Here is a 16,419-nt window from a genome sequence, read left to right as displayed (position 1 = left end):
CCGTCCGGCCGCGGTGAGCCACCCCCGCGCCCCCGCGGAACGCCCGCGGGGCGTCAGCCCTGGGCGGGCAGCCGCCGCGCGAAGTTCCGGGCCGCCTCGCGCACCTCCTCCGCGTCCCAGTCCAGCCCGGGGGAGCTCACCGTCATCTCGTGGTACGCGATACCGGGTCCCTGGGTCGTCCAGGTACCCATGAAGAGCATCCGTCCGGTCTCCTCGGCCTGCGCTATGGACGCGCTCTCCAGCACCTCGGGCGGGTAGGGCAGCCAGACCTGGAACTGATGGGTGTGCGGCGGCTCCGGATGCACCCGCGACCAGGGCAGGCCGCCCTCGGCCAGCCCTTCCGTCAGAGCCCGGGCCACCACCTTGGCGTGCGCCACGTACTCAGGGAGCCGGGGCAGCTCCCGCTCCAGCCCGATCAGCGCCGACAGCGCGGCCGGGAACTGCTGGAAAGCCAGCCCGCCGTACCGGTGCCGCCACACCTTGGCCTCCGCCACCAGCGAGGCGGGACCGGCCAGGACCGCGCCCGAGAGGCCGTTCAGCGACTTGTAGAACGAGACGTACACCGAGTCCGCGAGGCCGGCGATCTCCGCCAGGGAGCGGCCGAGGTGCACCGTCGACTCCCACAGCCGGGCGCCGTCGAGGTGGACGACCGCGTCCAGCTCACGGGCGGCCGCCACGGTGGCCGTCAGCTCCTCCCAGGTGGGCAGCACGAAGCCGGCGTCGCGCAGCGGGAGCTCCAGCATCAGCGTGCCGAACGGCTCGCCTAGGTCGTGGATCTCCTCCGGCGTGGGCAGCCGGGGCTCGTTCGTCACCCGCAGCGTCCGCAGGCCGCTGACCTCGCCGAAGGCGTTCCGCTCGTGCATCTCGGGGTGGGCCAGCGGATGCAGTGCCACCGCGCGGTTGCCCGTCCGCCCGGCCCAGCAGCGCATCGCGACCTGTTGCGCCATGGTGCCGGTCGGGAAGAACGCGGCGGCCTCCATGCCGAGCAGGCCCGCCACCCGGCCCTCCAGGGCCTCCACCACGCCGTTGCCGTAGATGTCCGCGGGCTCGTCCAGGTCGTGGACCGTGCCCGCCTCCCTCACCAGTTCCTCCAGCCGCTCGCGCATCGTGGCCGCGTGGCCCGGGCTGGCGAGCGTGCGGACGGAGGACCGGTACAACTCCAGGCGCCGGGATTTCCGTGCCGCCTGATCCTTCGCACTGTCGTTCATGTCGTTCATGGAAGCGATCATCCTCCTCGGCGCAAGCGCCTGCCGGGCCTGTGGACAACCCTCTGTGGACACCCCTGTGGACGACGGAGCGAAGCCGGAGGCAGCCTGTGGACAACCGGACCCGGGGCGAGGGATCGCGTTAACATGACGAGAAATCGTCCGGTACCCCGAGCGGACTGGAACGGGAAGGCTCTCCTCGCGTGACCACACACCTCCACCCCCCTGACCCCAGGGACCGCCCCGCGCGGCTCGCCGTCGGCGTCGTGGGCGCCGGCCGCGTCGGCCCGGCGCTGGCGGCCTCCCTCCAGCTCGCCGGACACCGCCCGGTGGCCGTCTCGGGCGTCTCCGACGCCTCCCGCCGCCGCGCCGCCGAGCTGCTGCCGGACGTCCCGCTGGTCACGCCCGCCGAGGTGCTGGCCCGCTCCGAGCTGGTCCTGCTCACGGTCCCCGACGACGTCCTGCCCGGCCTGGTCCAGGGCCTCGCCGAGACCGGCGCGGTCCGCCCCGGCCAGCTCCTCGTGCACACCTCGGGCCGGTACGGCGTCGGCGTCCTGGAGCCCGCGCTGCGCGCGGGAGGCCTGCCGCTCGCCCTGCACCCCGCGATGACCTTCACCGGCACCGCGGTCGACGTGCAGCGCCTGGCCGGCTGCTCCTTCGGCGTCACCGCCCCCGAACAGCTCCGGCTGGCGGCCGAGGCGCTGGTGGTCGAGATGGGCGGGGAGCCCGAATGGATCGAGGAGCAGAACCGTCCGCTCTACCACGCGGCCCTGGCCCTCGGCTCCAACCACCTGATCACCCTGGTCGCCCAGTCCATGGAACTGCTCGCCGCCGCCGGGGTGGGCGCCCCGGACCGGATGCTCGGCCCGCTGCTGGGCGCCGCCCTGGACAACGCCCTGCGCTCCGGCGACGCCGCCCTCACCGGCCCCGTCTCCCGCGGTGACGCGGGCACGGTCGCCGCGCACATCGGACAGCTCCGCCGCAACGCCCCGCAGACCCTGCCGGGCTACCTGGCCCTGGCCCGCGCCACCGCCGACCGGGCGCTGGCCGCCGGGCTGCTCAAGCCCGAACTCGCCGAGGAGCTCCTCGGGGTACTCGGCGAGGACGGCACGGACCGCACCGACGGCCCCCGGGGGACCGGCGGGACCACCGGCGACGACGGGGAGGACGACCGATGACCCAGGCCGGCAAGCCCGAGCTGCTGCACACCGCCGCCCAGCTGGCGGCCCGCCCGCGCACCGGACGCCGGGCCGTCGTGATGACCATGGGCGCCCTGCACGAGGGCCACGCCGGCCTGGTCCGCACCGCCCGCCGGGCCGCCGGACCGCAGGGCGAGGTCGTGGTCACCGTCTTCGTCAACCCGTTGCAGTTCGGGGCGGGCGAGGACCTCGACCGCTACCCGCGCACCCTGGAGTCCGACGTGCGGATCGCGGCCGCCGCCGGCGCCGACGTGGTGTTCGCGCCGTCGGTCGACGAGGTCTACCCCGGCGGCGAACCCCAGGTCCGGATCACCGCCGGCCCCATGGGCACCCGCCTGGAGGGCGCCTCCCGGCCCGGTCACTTCGACGGGATGCTCACCGTCGTCGGCAAGCTGCTCCACCTCACCCGCCCGGACGTCGCCTTCTACGGACAGAAGGACGCCCAGCAGCTGGCGCTCATCCGGCGCATGGTCCGCGACCTGAACTTCGGCGTGGAGATCGTCGCCGTGCCCACCGTCCGCGAGGACGACGGGCTGGCCCTCTCCAGCCGCAACCGCTACCTCTCCGCCGACGAGCGGCGTACCGCCCTGGCCCTGTCCCGTGCCCTCTTCGCCGGCCGGGACCGGCTGGCCGCCCTGGAGGCGCTGCGCGCCCGCGCGCAGGAGGTCCCGTCCACCGAGGCCCGCGCCGCCGCGCTGGAGCGGCTCGGCGAGTCCCGGGAGGCCGCCGACGCGCACGCACTGGCCGCGGCCGGCGGCAGGACCTCCGGGCCCGCCGTGGTCCGGGACGCCGCCCGCTTGGTGCTCGACGAGGCCGCCAAGGCCGAGCCACCGATCGAGCTGGACTACCTGGCCCTGGTCGACCCCGCGGACTTCACCGAGATCGCCGACGACCACACCGGCGAGGCCGTGCTCGCCGTCGCCGCCAAGGTCGGCTCGACCCGGCTGATCGACAACCTGCCGCTCACCTTCGCCCCCGACGGCGGCCGCGAGCCCGGCCCGGAAGACGGAGACGCCCCGTGACCCGCACCGCGATACGCCTGCCCGCCCCCGCCCCGGGCTGGTCCATCGACGCCGACGTGGTGGTGGTGGGCTCCGGCGTGGCCGGCCTGACCGCCGCGCTGCGCTGCGAGGCCGCCGGGCTGCGCACCGTCGTCGTCACCAAGGCCCGGCTCGACGCCGGTTCCACCCGCTGGGCCCAGGGCGGCATAGCCGCCGCCCTCGGCGACGGCGACACCCCCGAGCAGCACCTCGACGACACCCTGGTCGCCGGGGCCGGGCTGTGTGACGAGGAGGCCGTGCGCCTGCTGGTCACCGAGGGCCCGGCCGCGGTGCGCCGCCTCATCTCCACCGGGGCCCGCTTCGACACCGACGCGGCCGGCGAGATCGCGCTGACCCGCGAGGGCGGCCACCACCGCAACCGCATCGCGCACGCCGGCGGCGACGCCACCGGCGCGGAGGTGTCCCGCGCCCTGGTCGAGGCGGTCCAGGCCCGCGGCCTGCGCACCATCGAGCACGCGCTGGTGCTCGACCTGCTCACCGACGCCGAGGGGCGCACCGCCGGCGTCACCCTGCACGTGATGGGCGAGGGCGCCCACGACGGCGTCGGCGCCGTCCACGCCCCCGCCGTGGTCCTCGCCACCGGCGGCATGGGCCAGGTGTTCGCGGCGACCACCAACCCGTCGGTGTCCACCGGCGACGGCGTGGCGCTGGCGCTGCGCGCCGGCGCCGAGGTCAGCGACCTCGAGTTCGTCCAGTTCCACCCGACCGTCCTCTTCCTCGGTGCGGACGCCGAGGGCCAGCAGCCGCTGGTCTCCGAGGCGGTCCGCGGCGAGGGCGCCCACCTGGTCGACGCCGACGGCGTGCGCTTCATGCTCGGTCAGCACGAGCTCGCCGAGCTGGCGCCGAGGGACATCGTGGCCAAGGGCATCACGCGCCGGATGCAGGAGACGGGCGCCGCGCACATGTACCTCGACGCCCGCCACTTCGGCGCCGAGATGTGGGAGCACCGCTTCCCGACCATCCTGGCCGCCTGCCGGACGCACGGCATCGACCCGGTCACCGAGCCGATCCCGGTCGCCCCGGCCGCCCACTACGCCTCCGGCGGCGTCCGCACCGACGCCGACGGCCGCACCACCGTGCCCGGCCTCTACGCCTGCGGCGAGGTCGCCTGCACCGGTGTCCACGGCGCCAACCGGCTCGCCTCCAACTCGCTGCTCGAGGGGCTGGTCTACGCCGAGCGCATCGCCGCGGACATCACGTCCCGGGCCCGTACGACCCCCGGCGCGCCGGGCCCGGTCGTGCCGGAGGCGGCTCACCGCCAGCCGCTGCCCGCCGCCGAGGACCGGTCCGCCGTCCAGCGGATCATGACCGACGGCGCCGGCGTGCTCCGCTCCGCGGACTCCCTGCGACGGGCCGCCGACGACCTGGCCGCGCTGCACACCGCGGCCGCCGAAGGCACCGGCAAGCGGCCGGTGCCCGGCACCGAGACCTGGGAGACGGCCAACCTCCTGCTGGTCGCCCGGGTTCTCGTCGAGGCGGCCCGCCGCCGGGAGGAGACCCGCGGCTGCCACTGGCGCGAGGACCGACCCGACCGGGACGACGAAGGGTGGCGCCGCCACATCGTCGTCCGACTCGGCGAGGGCCGTACGCTCGCCGTGCACACCACCGAAGGACCGGGCTTCGCACCGGTCACCTCTCCCACAGGAGCAGTGAAGAAGTGAGCGCCTCCGCACCCTCCGACCCGACCGCCGCGTCCGATCCGACCGGCGCCGGCCTCCCCCTCGCCGACGGTGGCGGCTGCGGCGACGGCTGCGCCTGCGGCTCCGGTGACGACCACGAGTTCGACGACTACGAGTGCGGCCTCGACCCCGCCCTCGCGGAGCTGCTGACCGAGGCCGGTCTCGACCCGGCCGAGGTCGAGGACATCGCGACCATGGCGGTGGCCGAGGACCTCGACGGCGGCGTGGACGTCACCACCTGGGCCACCATCCCCGAGGAGGCCGTCGCCACCGCCGACTTCACCGCCCGTGAGGCGGGGGTGGCGGCCGGGCTGCGGATCGCCGAGGCGGTGATCTCGGTGGTCGCCTCCGACGAGTTCGAGGTGGAGCGGCACGCCGAGGACGGCGACCGTGTGGAGGCCGGGCAGAAGCTGCTGTCGGTGACCACCCGTACGCGTGACCTGCTGACGGCCGAGCGCAGCGCGCTCAACATCCTGTGCCGCCTCTCCGGCATCGCCACCGCCACCCGCGCCTGGGCCGACGTCCTCGAGGGCACCGGCGCGACGGTCCGGGACACCCGCAAGACCACGCCCGGCCTGCGCTCCCTGGAGAAGTACGCGGTGCGCTGCGGCGGCGGCGTCAACCACCGGATGTCGCTGTCCGACGCCGCCCTCGTGAAGGACAACCACGTGGTCGCCGCCGGCGGCGTGGCCGAGGCGTTCCGGGCGGTGCGCGAGCGCTTCCCCGAGCTGCCGATCGAGGTCGAGGTGGACACCCTGCACCAGCTCCGCGAGGTGCTGGACGCGGGCGCCGACCTGGTCCTGCTGGACAACTTCACGCCCGCCGAGTGCGCGGAGGCGGTCGCCGTCACCGCCGGCCGGGCCAAGCTGGAGGCGTCAGGCCGTCTCACCCTGGAGAACGCCAAGGCCTACGCCGACACCGGTGTCGACCACCTGGCGGTGGGGGCGCTCACGCACTCCTCGCCGATCCTGGACATCGGTCTGGACCTCCGTGAGGCCCAGGGCGCCGAGCAGAACGACTCGGAGTAGGGGCAGCGGCCATGCTTCTGACGATCGACGTGGGCAACACGCACACCGTGCTGGGGCTGTTCGACGGCGCCGAGATCATCGAGCACTGGCGCATCTCCACCGACCCGCGCCGCACCGCCGACGAGCTGGCCGTGCTGATGCAGGGCCTGATGGGGGCGCACCCGCTGCTCGGCGGCGAGCTCGGCGAGGGCATCGACGGCATCGCCATCTGCGCCACCGTGCCGTCCGTGCTGCACGAGCTGCGCGAGGTGACGCGGCGCTACTACGGAGACGTGCCCGCGGTGATCGTCGAGCCGGGCGTCAAGACGGGCGTGCCCATCCTCACCGACAACCCCAAGGAGGTCGGGGCGGACCGCATCATCAACGCGGTCGCCGCCGCCGAGCTCTTCGGCGGTCCGGCCATCGTGGTCGACTTCGGCACCGCCACGACCTTCGACGCGGTCAGCGCCAAGGGGCAGTACATCGGCGGCGTCATCGCGCCGGGCATCGAGATCTCCGTGGAGGCGCTGGGCGTCAAGGGCGCGCAGCTGCGGAAGATCGAGGTCGCGCGTCCGCGGAGCGTGATCGGGCGCAACACGGTCGAGGCCATGCAGTCGGGCATCGTGTACGGCTTCGCCGGGCAGGTCGACGGGGTCGTCGAGCGGATGGCCCGGGAGCTGGCGGACGATCCCGACGACGTGACGGTGATCGCCACGGGCGGCCTGGCGCCGATGGTGCTGGGCGAGTCCACGGTGATCGACGAGCACGAGCCGTGGCTCACCCTGATAGGGCTCCGGCTCGTCTACGAGCGCAACGTCAACCGCCCCTGACCTCCGGCCCGGCCGCCTGAGCGTTTGGCCCCGCCCCGCCCGGCGGCCTCGGCCCGTGCGGCCGCCGGCCCCGCCCCGCGCCCCGCTCCCTTCCCGGGACCGGGGCGCGGCCCTTTCGCGGGGGCGGACGACAGCGTGCGATTCCTGCCGTGAAGGGCCGCCGCGAAAGGGCTGGGCGAGGCCCGTGTGCGGCATGCCTCCGGTCGGACGCGGTCGGGCGGCGCGCCGATGGAAATATGTCCATGATTGTCTGATTGGCGCGTATGGTCACGCCATGCCCACGCCCTACGGATCCCGCGGCATGGCGTTCGGCCCGCAAGAGCTGCGCGTGCTCCGCCGTGCCCTCGCCCTCGCCCTCGCCCTGCACCCCCGACCCGCCTCCCCCCAGGAGGTCCAGGACTGCCTGCGCCTCGCCGACGCGGTCGACGAGGTGACGCGGGAGGCGGCCCGGCAGCGCGCCTTCCTCCTGGCCGACCTGGTCCGCTACCGCGCCGCCCTCCCGGGCACCGTCACCGGCTACCTTCGCCTCCTGCGCGAGGCACTGGACGCGGGCCACCACCCGGAACGGGAGGACCTGGCCGCGCTCGGCGCCCTGAGCGGCAACCCCCTCGCCGCCGCGCTGCTGCGGCGCTGCGACACGCCCGCCCTCCCGGCCCCGTTCCCCGCCCCCGCGCCCACCCCCCTGTCCGTGCCGGTGCTGCCCGCCCAGGGCACCGAGCCGGCCACCGCCGTCCGTCCGGAACTGGTCCCGGTCCCGGCCACCGCCACGGTCCCCACCGGCCGGCGCCCCGCGGCCGAGCCCGCCCCGTTCCCCGGTCCGGCCGTGCACCACGCCCTCCCCGCGGCGCGCACCCGGCTGCTGGCCCTGCCGGGCGGACTGAGCGCCGAGGGCGACGGCGAGGGCGACGGGGACGGAGCGGACGACCGCCCCGAACCGTCCCCCTCTCCCGACCCGCAGCGCCCCGGGCAGCCCGCGCCGGGGCGGCCGATCCCCACGCCGGGTGAGGTCTTCCCGCGCCGCAAGCCGTCCTCGCCCCCCTCCTCCCCGCCCCAGGACCCCTCCCAGGGGCGGCTGGCGGCGGGCTGACCGGCGGGGGTGGCTACCCTGGAGCCATGGACTACGTCTCCGCGCTTCTGCCCCCCGCCGTGATGGCCGTCTTCTTCCTCGGCGTCATCCGGGTGATCATCAAGACCCAGGGCGGGGCCAACAAGGCCAAGGAGGACGCGGCGGTGGACGCGGCCCTGGCCCAGGCTCAGGCCACCCCCCGCCGCGAGGAGTCCTGACGCCCTTCACGGGGTGATTCGGGACTAACGTTCTTCCATGCCGAAACCCCTGGGAGAACTCGAAGACGCGGTCATGAGCCGGATCTGGAAGTGGAACCGGCCCGTGACCGTTCGGGAAGTCCTGGAAGACCTCCAGAAGGAGCGGTCCCTCGCCTACACCACGGTGATGACCGTTCTCGACAATCTCCAGCGCAAGGGCTGGGTCCGCCGCCACGCGGAAGGCCGGGCCTATCGGTATGAGGCGGTCTCCAGCCGCGCCGCCTACGCCGCCGCGCTGATGAACGACGCCTGGTCCCGCAGCGACAATCCCACCGCCGCTCTGGTGGCCTTCTTCGGGATGATGAACGAGGACCAGCGCGGCATGGTCCGTGACGCACTCCGCGTCGCGCACGGCCCCGAGGCCGCCCTGGGCGAGGAGAACACCCCCGGGTCGGCCAAGGACGGTTCCGGGAGATAACGTCCGGACATGTCAGTGGAGCGTTCCGAAGTCAGCAGCGAAGTCAGCAGCAAGGCTTTCACCGTGCGCCGGGCCAGGACCGGTGATGTTCCGGCTCTCCGGCGACTCCTCGACGCATACACCCGTGACGGCACCTTGCTCGACAAAGCGACCGTCACGCTTTACGAGGACATCCAGGAGTTCTGGGTGGCGGAACGCGACGACAACGCCGAGGTGGTCGGCTGCGGCGCGCTGCACGTGATGTGGGAAGACCTCGCCGAAGTGCGCACTCTCGCCGTGAACCCGGCGCTGAAGGGCGCCGGCGTGGGTCACCAGTTGCTGAAGAAGCTGTTGCAGACCGCCCGTTGGCTCGGTGTGCGCCGCGTTTTCTGTCTCACCTTCGAAGTCGAGTTCTTCGGCCGCCACGGGTTCGTCGAGATCGGTGAGACTCCGGTCGACACCGATGTGTACGCCGAGCTGCTGCGTTCCTATGACGAGGGCGTCGCGGAGTTCCTCGGACTCGAACGAGTGAAACCGAACACCCTGGGCAACAGCCGGATGCTTCTGCATCTGTGATCTTCTTCCGGCTCCGGCCGCCCGGTCTTCCCGCCGTCTTCACGGTGCGAGGTATTCCGGGCGGCCCTCTTCCCGGCTCTTCCCGACTCTTCCCCGCTCTTCGCCGGTTCCCTATGTCCGGAAGGGGTGGGTTTTCGGGAGCGGTCGCGGGCGCTGGTCTCTCCCGGGGGTTTGTGTTTTTCAGGCAAAAGCGGTTTGCTTTCCGGCGTACTGCAGTACTGCATATAACAAGGGACGGCGAAACGGCTCCGCCCGGAGCCGCCCCAGGGTTATCGATGAAAGGAAATGCGGTGGCACAGAAGGTTCAGGTCCTTCTTGTCGACGACCTCGACGGCGGCGAGGCGGACGAGACGGTGACGTTCGCGCTGGACGGCAAGACCTACGAGATCGACCTCACGACCGCCAACGCCGACAAGCTGCGCGGCCTGCTCGAGCCCTACGTGAAGAGCGGACGCCGCACCGGCGGCCGTGCCTCCGGCGGCCGCACCAAGACGCGCGCGGCGGCCGGCAGCAGCCAGGAGACGGCCCAGATCCGTGCCTGGGCCAAGGAGCAGGGTCTCGAGGTCAACGACCGCGGCCGTGTGCCGGCGAAGATCCGTGAGGCCTACGAGAAGGCCAACGGCTGACGGCCCACCCATGGCTGCAGGTCCCGTCGCATGCCGGAGAGCCGCCCTCGCGCGGCTCTCTGCCGTTCCGGGCCCCGCGGGTCGCCTCTCCGGCGTCGCCCGCCCTCCGGCGCCCTCACGGACCGTTCGCACGGAACGCGTTTCGAACGCGCTGTGTAACCGGAACGGGGGTGCTCAGGTCGGCGGAGCGGCGCAAGGTTGTTCGCCCGTAGCGGAGGGGACCGGGGTGCGCCGCATGGACTGTCGGTCGAAGCGGGTAAGACATCCCTAGTGGGAGGGGGCGACACGCAGGACAGGCCGTCTTCCGTTCGCCATCGGCGTACTGGTGGAGGACGTAAGTGCCTGGCCTGCGGGAACATCGTCTCGCACCATCGGGTTGGAGCAGATGTCGGCGTTCCGGGTCAGGAGGCCAAGGACGGTGTCGGCAGTTGGAATGAGCGGTCCCCGCTTGCGGGACTAAGCTGCGGAAGGACAGGAAGGGGACAGCCCCCTTACTGCCTGACCGCTCTGAGGAGCGATTAACGATGTTCGAGAGGTTCACCGACCGCGCGCGGCGGGTTGTCGTCCTGGCTCAGGAAGAAGCCCGGATGCTCAACCACAACTACATCGGCACCGAGCACATCCTCCTGGGCCTGATCCACGAGGGTGAGGGTGTCGCCGCTAAGGCCCTGGAGAGCCTCGGGATTTCGCTCGAGGCGGTCCGCCAGCAGGTGGAGGAGATCATCGGCCAGGGCCAGCAGGCTCCGTCCGGCCACATCCCCTTCACCCCCCGTGCCAAGAAGGTCCTGGAGCTGTCGCTCCGCGAGGCCCTTCAGCTGGGCCACAACTACATCGGCACGGAGCACATCCTGCTCGGCCTGATCCGCGAGGGCGAGGGCGTCGCCGCCCAGGTCCTCGTCAAGCTGGGCGCAGACCTCAACCGTGTCCGCCAGCAGGTCATCCAGCTGCTGTCGGGCTACTCGGGGAGCAAGGAGGCCGCCACCGCCGGCGGTCCCGCCGAGGGCACCCCCTCGACCTCCCTGGTCCTCGACCAGTTCGGCCGGAACCTCACCCAGGCCGCTCGTGAGTCCAAGCTCGACCCGGTCATCGGGCGCGAGAAGGAGATCGAGCGGGTCATGCAGGTGCTGTCCCGCCGTACCAAGAACAACCCGGTGCTGATCGGTGAGCCCGGCGTCGGCAAGACCGCCGTCGTCGAGGGCCTCGCCCAGGCCATCGTCAAGGGCGAGGTGCCCGAGACCCTCAAGGACAAGCACCTCTACACCCTGGACCTCGGCGCCCTGGTCGCCGGCTCCCGCTACCGCGGTGACTTCGAGGAGCGCCTGAAGAAGGTGCTCAAGGAGATCCGCACCCGCGGCGACATCATCCTGTTCATCGACGAGCTGCACACGCTCGTGGGTGCGGGCGCCGCCGAGGGCGCGATCGACGCCGCCAGCATCCTCAAGCCGATGCTGGCCCGCGGTGAGCTCCAGACCATCGGCGCCACCACGCTCGACGAGTACCGCAAGCACCTGGAGAAGGACGCCGCCCTCGAGCGCCGCTTCCAGCCCATCCAGGTCGCGGAGCCGTCGCTGCCGCACACCATCGAGATCCTCAAGGGCCTGCGCGACCGGTACGAGGCGCACCACCGTGTGTCCATCACCGACGAGGCGCTGGTCCAGGCCGCCACCCTGGCCGACCGGTACATCTCGGACCGCTTCCTGCCGGACAAGGCGATCGACCTGATCGACGAGGCCGGATCCCGGATGCGCATCCGCCGGATGACCGCGCCGCCGGACCTCCGCGAGTTCGACGAGAAGATCGCCGGCGTCCGCCGTGACAAGGAGTCCGCGATCGACTCGCAGGACTTCGAGAAGGCCGCCTCCCTGCGCGACAAGGAGAAGCAGCTCCTCGCCGCGAAGGCCAAGCGGGAGAAGGAGTGGAAGGCCGGCGACATGGACGTCGTGGCCGAGGTCGACGGCGACCTGATCGCCGAGGTCCTCGCCACCGCCACGGGCATCCCGGTCTTCAAGCTGACCGAGGAGGAGTCCAGCCGCCTGCTCCGCATGGAGGACGAGCTCCACAAGCGGGTCATCGGCCAGAACGACGCCGTCAAGGCGCTCTCCAAGGCGATCCGCCGGACCCGTGCCGGCCTGAAGGACCCGAAGCGTCCCGGTGGCTCGTTCATCTTCGCCGGCCCGTCCGGTGTCGGTAAGACCGAGCTGTCCAAGGCGCTCGCCGAGTTCCTCTTCGGTGACGAGGACGCGCTGATCTCCCTCGACATGTCGGAGTTCAGCGAGAAGCACACGGTCTCGCGTCTCTTCGGTTCCCCGCCCGGATACGTGGGCTACGAAGAGGGCGGCCAGCTGACCGAGAAGGTCCGCCGCAAGCCGTTCTCCGTGGTCCTCTTCGACGAGGTCGAGAAGGCGCACCCGGACATCTTCAACTCGCTGCTGCAGATCCTGGAGGACGGTCGCCTGACCGACTCCCAGGGCCGGGTCGTGGACTTCAAGAACACGGTCATCATCATGACGACCAACCTCGGCACCCGGGACATCTCCAAGGGCTTCAACCTGGGCTTCGCCGCCCAGGGCGACACGAAGACCAACTACGAGCGCATGAAGAACAAGGTCTCGGACGAGCTCAAGCAGCACTTCCGTCCCGAGTTCCTCAACCGCGTCGACGACGTGGTGGTCTTCCCGCAGCTCACGCAGGCGGACATCCTGCGGATCGTCGACCTGATGATCGGCAAGGTGGACGAGCGCCTCAAGGACCGGGACATGGGCCTCGAGCTCTCCCAGTCCGCCAAGGAGCTGCTGTCGAAGAAGGGCTACGACCCGGTGCTGGGCGCCCGGCCGCTGCGCCGGACCATCCAGCGCGAGGTCGAGGACACCCTCTCGGAGAAGATCCTCTTCGGCGAGCTGCGTCCCGGCCACATCGTGGTCGTCGACACGGAGGGCGAGGGCGACGAGCAGACCTTCACCTTCCGCGGCGAGGAGAAGGCCGCGCTGCCGGACGTCCCGCCGGTCGAGCAGGCCGCGGGCGGCAGCACGAACCTGAGCAAGGACGCGTAACGCCAGTAGCGTCACCCGAGTGACCCGAAGGGCCGGTGCGGAGCTTCCGCACCGGCCCTTCGGCGTTCCCCGGGGCTGTGCACGGGGCCACAGTCACGGCCCCCCGGCGGGGCCGGCCGGTGAGGTGGGGCACGCGACCCAGGTCACGTACGAAGGGACTTAGTAGACACACCGGCTGCCTCGCGGGCGCGGGTGGCTCTCGCGTCGCACCGCCTCACCTGCGAAGAGTCCGAAAAGTGCATAGATGCACCCTTTGGTCCTGTATGGGGTAATCCAAGACGGATACGATGCATCGTCGTAGATCACACGATTGTCAGGACTGACCCGATCGGGTTACCAAGGTATGGCCGACGGCGAGACCGGACCTCCTCCGGTTCTCACCTCCGCGGCGATCCCGTCCCCGAACAAAGGGTTCTTCATGTTCAAGCACGTCACGCTCCGCTCCTCCGGTTCGACCGCTGTCCGCACCCGCGCCGCGGTCCTCGCCGCCGGCCTCGGAGCCTCGGTCGTCCTCGGTGCCGGTGTCGCGACTGCTGCCGGCAACCCCACCGCCGGCACCCCTGCGGCCGCCACGCAGGTGAGCACCAAGGCGGCCAAGGGCAACTCCTGGGTCGACCCGGTGCAGAAGTACAAGCTGTCCGCCAGCTTCGCCCAGAACGGCGGCATGTGGGCGCACAAGCACTCCGGGCAGGACTTCGCCGTCCCGACCGGCACCAAGGTCTTCGCCGCCCACGAGGGCACCGTCGTCAAGGCCGGCGGCTGGGGCGCGGGCGACGGCCCCGCCTACGGCAACGCCATCGTCGTCAAGCACGACAACGGCACCTACTCGCAGTACGCCCACCTCTCCAAGATCCAGGTGAGCGTCGGCGAGAAGGTGAACACCGGCGAGCAGATCGCCCTGTCCGGCAACACCGGCAACTCCAGCGGTCCTCACCTGCACTTCGAGATCCGCACGACCGCCAACTACGGTTCGGCCGTCGACCCGGCCAAGTTCCTCGCCAACCACGGCCTGAAGATCTGACCCACCCACGGGTGACGCGCGCGGCGCGACGGACAGAACATGCGGAAGGCCCCCGGCAGCATCGCTGCCGGGGGCCCTTCGCGTCTCCGGCCCCGGAGCGCCGCTACGACCGGCCGGGCAGGCGGTACAGGGCGTCCGCGAGCGGCTCCACCAGGCCGTCCGCCACCAGACCGTCCAGAGCCCTGGCCCGCTGCACCGGCTCGTCCCACACCGCGTCCAGCGCCGCCTGCGGAACCGGGCCCTCGGCCGCGCGCAGCACCGCGAGGAGCTTGCCGCGCACCTGGCGGTCCGTGCCCGCGTAGGTCTGGCCGCGGCGCGGCGGTCCGTCGTGCTCGGGTTTCCCGGCCCCCAGCCAGGCGCAGCGGGCGGAGATCGGGCAGCGGTGGCAACTCTCGTTGCGCGCGGTGCAGATCAGCGCGCCCAGTTCCATCGAGGCCGCCGCCCACCGTGCCGCCGTGCCGTCCTCGGCCGGCAGCAGGGAGACCGCCAGCCGGCGCTCGGCCGCCGTGGTGGCGTTGGGCGGGTACTGGACGCCGGTCACGGCGCGGGCCAGGACACGGCGGACGTTGGTGTCGAGCACCGCGTGACGCCGGCCGAAGGCGAAGGAGGCGACGGCGGCGGCGGTGTACTCGCCGACTCCGGGCAGCGCGAGCAGTTCGGCGTGGTCGGAGGGGACCTCCCCGCCGTGCCGCCCGGTGATGGCGACGGCCGCGCCGTGCAGGCGTAGCGCGCGGCGCGGATAGCCGAGCCGGCCCCAGGCCCGCACCGCCTCGCCCGGCGCCTCGGCGGCCAGGTCGGCGGGACGGGGCCAGCGGGCCAGCCACTGCTCGTACACCGGCAGCACCCGGGTGACCGGGGTCTGCTGGAGCATGAATTCGCTGACCATCACCCCCCAGGCGCCGGCCTCGGGGCGGCGCCACGGCAGGTCGCGGGCGTTCGCCTCGAACCAGGCGATCACGGGGGTGTGGAGGGGGAGGGCGTCGGTGCTGGAGGCGGCCCGCGTCGCGGTGTCCCGCGGGGCGGACGGCTCGTGCTGTGTGGGTGCGGTCATGACGTCATCGATCCTGCCACGACCCCGGGGTCACCCGATGTGCGCAATCCATCACCCGTTGGAAGTGCCTCAGGGTGCGGGAACCGCATACCAGGATGATGATCCGGAAAAGTTGTCGTCCGCACGGCGGGTGCCGCCTTGAGTGACGTCGATCTCTCGTACAGTTTGCGCCGTGGGATCACTGCGCAATCCGGTCGGGCCGCTTCCCTCCTCCATCTACTGGCGACGGAGGGGTGCCTTCCTTGTCGTGCTGCTCGCGCTGGCGGGACTGGCCGCCTGGCTGTTCGCCGGTGGCGGGGGCAGATCGGACGGCTCGTCGGGCGGCCCCGACGGCAAGAACCCGGCTCCCTCGATCACCCCTGGTCCCTCCGGGTCCGGTCCGGCGATCGACGACCCCCCGGGTGAGGGCGGGTCCGGCACGGGCGGTTCCTCCGACGGCGCGTCCTCCGGCGGGACGTCGGGCGCCGACGCGGGCGGCACGTCCGGTGCGGGCGGCGAGGGCGACGGCGCGGACGGCGGCTCGGGCGACGGCGGCGGGGCGGCGGACGGCGGCCCGGGTTCCTCCGGCAGCGGGTCGGGCAGCTCCGGCAAGGGCTGGACCAGCTCGGTGAACCGGCTGCCCGGCGACACCTCCCTCGCGGCGTGCGGGCGGAGCGACGTCCGGATGTCGCTGCGGAGTGTGCGGAAGTCCTACGAGGACGACGAGAAGCCGGTGCTGCGGCTGACGGTCACCAACACCTCGGGCAGTGACTGCCGGATCGACCTCGGACCGCGTGCCGCGGTCCTGAAGATCACCAAGGCCAACGCGGACGACGACGAGACCTACTGGTCCTCGGCGGACTGCCCGGACAGCGGGGCGCTGCTGTTCCGCGTGCCGAAGGACGGGGAGATCACGTACGAGGTGGAGTGGGACCGCAAGCCGAGCGACGCCGACAAGTGCGAGGTGGCGCCCAAGGGGAGCGCGGGGGCGGGCACGTACCTGGTCGTCGCGAAGAGCGGCGCCACCTCCAGCCCCCTCCAGGCCACCTTCACCCTCACGTCCGACTGACCCGACCGACCTGACGGGCCCGACCGACCTGACGGGCCCGCCCGACCTGACGGGCCCGAACCGACCCGGCGGGCCCGGTGCCTTCCCCCGGCGGGGGCGGCGGCGTGCCGGCGCGGGAGCCGCGTCATCCGCCGACCAGCCGCCGGACGGCCTCGACGGTCCGGCCCGCCCCGTCCTCCGCCGCCAGACGGGCCGCCGCGCCCGCGGCGGCCCGGCCCGACGTCGGCCCCCCCACCACCCGCGCGGGGGGGGGGGGGGGGCCACCCCCGCCGGGGGGTTTTTTTTGTGGGGGTGGGGGGGGGGGGGGGGGGGGCCCCCGGTGTGGGCGCGGGGGGGGTTGTGGGGG

General features: G+C 72.7%; 15 protein-coding genes. 13 read left to right on the top strand and 2 right to left on the bottom strand.

Annotated elements, in window-relative coordinates; genetic code table 11:
• Positions 1 to 53: 53 nt before the first annotated feature.
• Positions 54 to 1,217 (bottom strand): threonine aldolase family protein, encoded by a 1,164-nt coding sequence (locus ACFRAV_RS14720; protein ID WP_382555202.1) that lies wholly within the window; start codon positions 1,215 to 1,217, stop codon positions 54 to 56.
• A gap of 191 nt (positions 1,218 to 1,408) precedes the next feature.
• Between ACFRAV_RS14720 and ACFRAV_RS14715 the strand changes: the two genes are divergently transcribed.
• The 12 genes from ACFRAV_RS14715 to ACFRAV_RS14660 all read left to right on the top strand — a co-directional run bounded on the left by ACFRAV_RS14715 (position 1,409) and on the right by ACFRAV_RS14660 (position 13,974).
• Positions 1,409 to 2,383: a Rossmann-like and DUF2520 domain-containing protein gene (locus ACFRAV_RS14715; RefSeq protein ID WP_382555200.1), complete on the top strand. Its 975-nt coding sequence runs from the start codon at positions 1,409 to 1,411 to the stop codon at positions 2,381 to 2,383.
• On the top strand, positions 2,380 to 3,426 hold the full coding sequence (gene panC / locus ACFRAV_RS14710) for a pantoate--beta-alanine ligase (protein WP_382555198.1): 1,047 nt from the start codon (positions 2,380 to 2,382) through the stop codon (positions 3,424 to 3,426). The genes ACFRAV_RS14715 and panC overlap by 4 nt, the downstream gene beginning before the upstream one ends.
• Positions 3,423 to 5,126: an L-aspartate oxidase gene (locus tag ACFRAV_RS14705; RefSeq protein WP_382555196.1), complete on the top strand. Its 1,704-nt coding sequence runs from the start codon at positions 3,423 to 3,425 to the stop codon at positions 5,124 to 5,126. The genes panC and ACFRAV_RS14705 overlap by 4 nt, the downstream gene beginning before the upstream one ends.
• Positions 5,123 to 6,172 (top strand): carboxylating nicotinate-nucleotide diphosphorylase, encoded by a 1,050-nt coding sequence (gene nadC / locus ACFRAV_RS14700; RefSeq protein ID WP_382555193.1) that lies wholly within the window; start codon positions 5,123 to 5,125, stop codon positions 6,170 to 6,172. Before ACFRAV_RS14705 ends, nadC begins: the two co-directional genes overlap by 4 nt.
• A gap of 11 nt (positions 6,173 to 6,183) precedes the next feature.
• Positions 6,184 to 6,981 (top strand): type III pantothenate kinase, encoded by a 798-nt coding sequence (locus ACFRAV_RS14695; RefSeq protein WP_351113561.1) that lies wholly within the window; start codon positions 6,184 to 6,186, stop codon positions 6,979 to 6,981.
• Positions 6,982 to 7,255: 274 nt separating this feature from the next.
• A complete protein-coding gene (locus ACFRAV_RS14690; protein WP_382555190.1) occupies positions 7,256 to 8,068 on the top strand; it encodes a hypothetical protein in 813 nt (270 codons plus the stop codon).
• A 26-nt stretch (positions 8,069 to 8,094) separates the two neighbouring features.
• Complete coding sequence (locus ACFRAV_RS14685) at positions 8,095 to 8,265, top strand: hypothetical protein (protein WP_351113559.1); 171 nt, start codon at positions 8,095 to 8,097, stop codon at positions 8,263 to 8,265.
• A gap of 37 nt (positions 8,266 to 8,302) precedes the next feature.
• Positions 8,303 to 8,722: a BlaI/MecI/CopY family transcriptional regulator gene (locus tag ACFRAV_RS14680; RefSeq protein ID WP_382555187.1), complete on the top strand. Its 420-nt coding sequence runs from the start codon at positions 8,303 to 8,305 to the stop codon at positions 8,720 to 8,722.
• 9 nt (positions 8,723 to 8,731) lie between these two features.
• The gene (locus tag ACFRAV_RS14675) at positions 8,732 to 9,277 is read left to right on the top strand and encodes an amino-acid N-acetyltransferase (RefSeq protein ID WP_351113557.1); all 546 of its coding nucleotides are present in this window, start codon (positions 8,732 to 8,734) and stop codon (positions 9,275 to 9,277) included.
• A 290-nt stretch (positions 9,278 to 9,567) separates the two neighbouring features.
• Complete coding sequence (locus ACFRAV_RS14670) at positions 9,568 to 9,903, top strand: Lsr2 family protein (RefSeq protein WP_351113556.1); 336 nt, start codon at positions 9,568 to 9,570, stop codon at positions 9,901 to 9,903.
• 524 nt (positions 9,904 to 10,427) lie between these two features.
• The gene (locus ACFRAV_RS14665) at positions 10,428 to 12,953 is read left to right on the top strand and encodes an ATP-dependent Clp protease ATP-binding subunit (RefSeq protein ID WP_351113555.1); all 2,526 of its coding nucleotides are present in this window, start codon (positions 10,428 to 10,430) and stop codon (positions 12,951 to 12,953) included.
• Positions 12,954 to 13,371: 418 nt separating this feature from the next.
• Positions 13,372 to 13,974 carry a M23 family metallopeptidase gene (locus ACFRAV_RS14660; RefSeq protein ID WP_382555183.1) on the top strand — a complete coding sequence of 201 codons (603 nt, stop codon included), beginning with the start codon at positions 13,372 to 13,374 and terminating at the stop codon, positions 13,972 to 13,974.
• A gap of 103 nt (positions 13,975 to 14,077) precedes the next feature.
• On the opposite strand, the gene ACFRAV_RS14655 is transcribed toward ACFRAV_RS14660, so the two are convergent.
• Positions 14,078 to 15,025 (bottom strand): A/G-specific adenine glycosylase, encoded by a 948-nt coding sequence (locus tag ACFRAV_RS14655; RefSeq protein WP_382555182.1) that lies wholly within the window; start codon positions 15,023 to 15,025, stop codon positions 14,078 to 14,080.
• Between the two features lie 172 nt (positions 15,026 to 15,197).
• On the opposite strand from ACFRAV_RS14655, the gene ACFRAV_RS14650 reads away from it, so the two are divergent.
• The gene (locus ACFRAV_RS14650; protein WP_382555179.1) at positions 15,198 to 16,073 is read left to right on the top strand and encodes a hypothetical protein; all 876 of its coding nucleotides are present in this window, start codon (positions 15,198 to 15,200) and stop codon (positions 16,071 to 16,073) included.
• Positions 16,074 to 16,419: the final 346 nt, after the last annotated feature.

It is taken from the genome of Streptomyces sp. NPDC056600 (assembly GCF_042792855.1).
Classification (GTDB): domain Bacteria; phylum Actinomycetota; class Actinomycetes; order Streptomycetales; family Streptomycetaceae; genus Streptomyces.
This window is presented reverse-complemented; position numbering and strand designations above follow the sequence as displayed.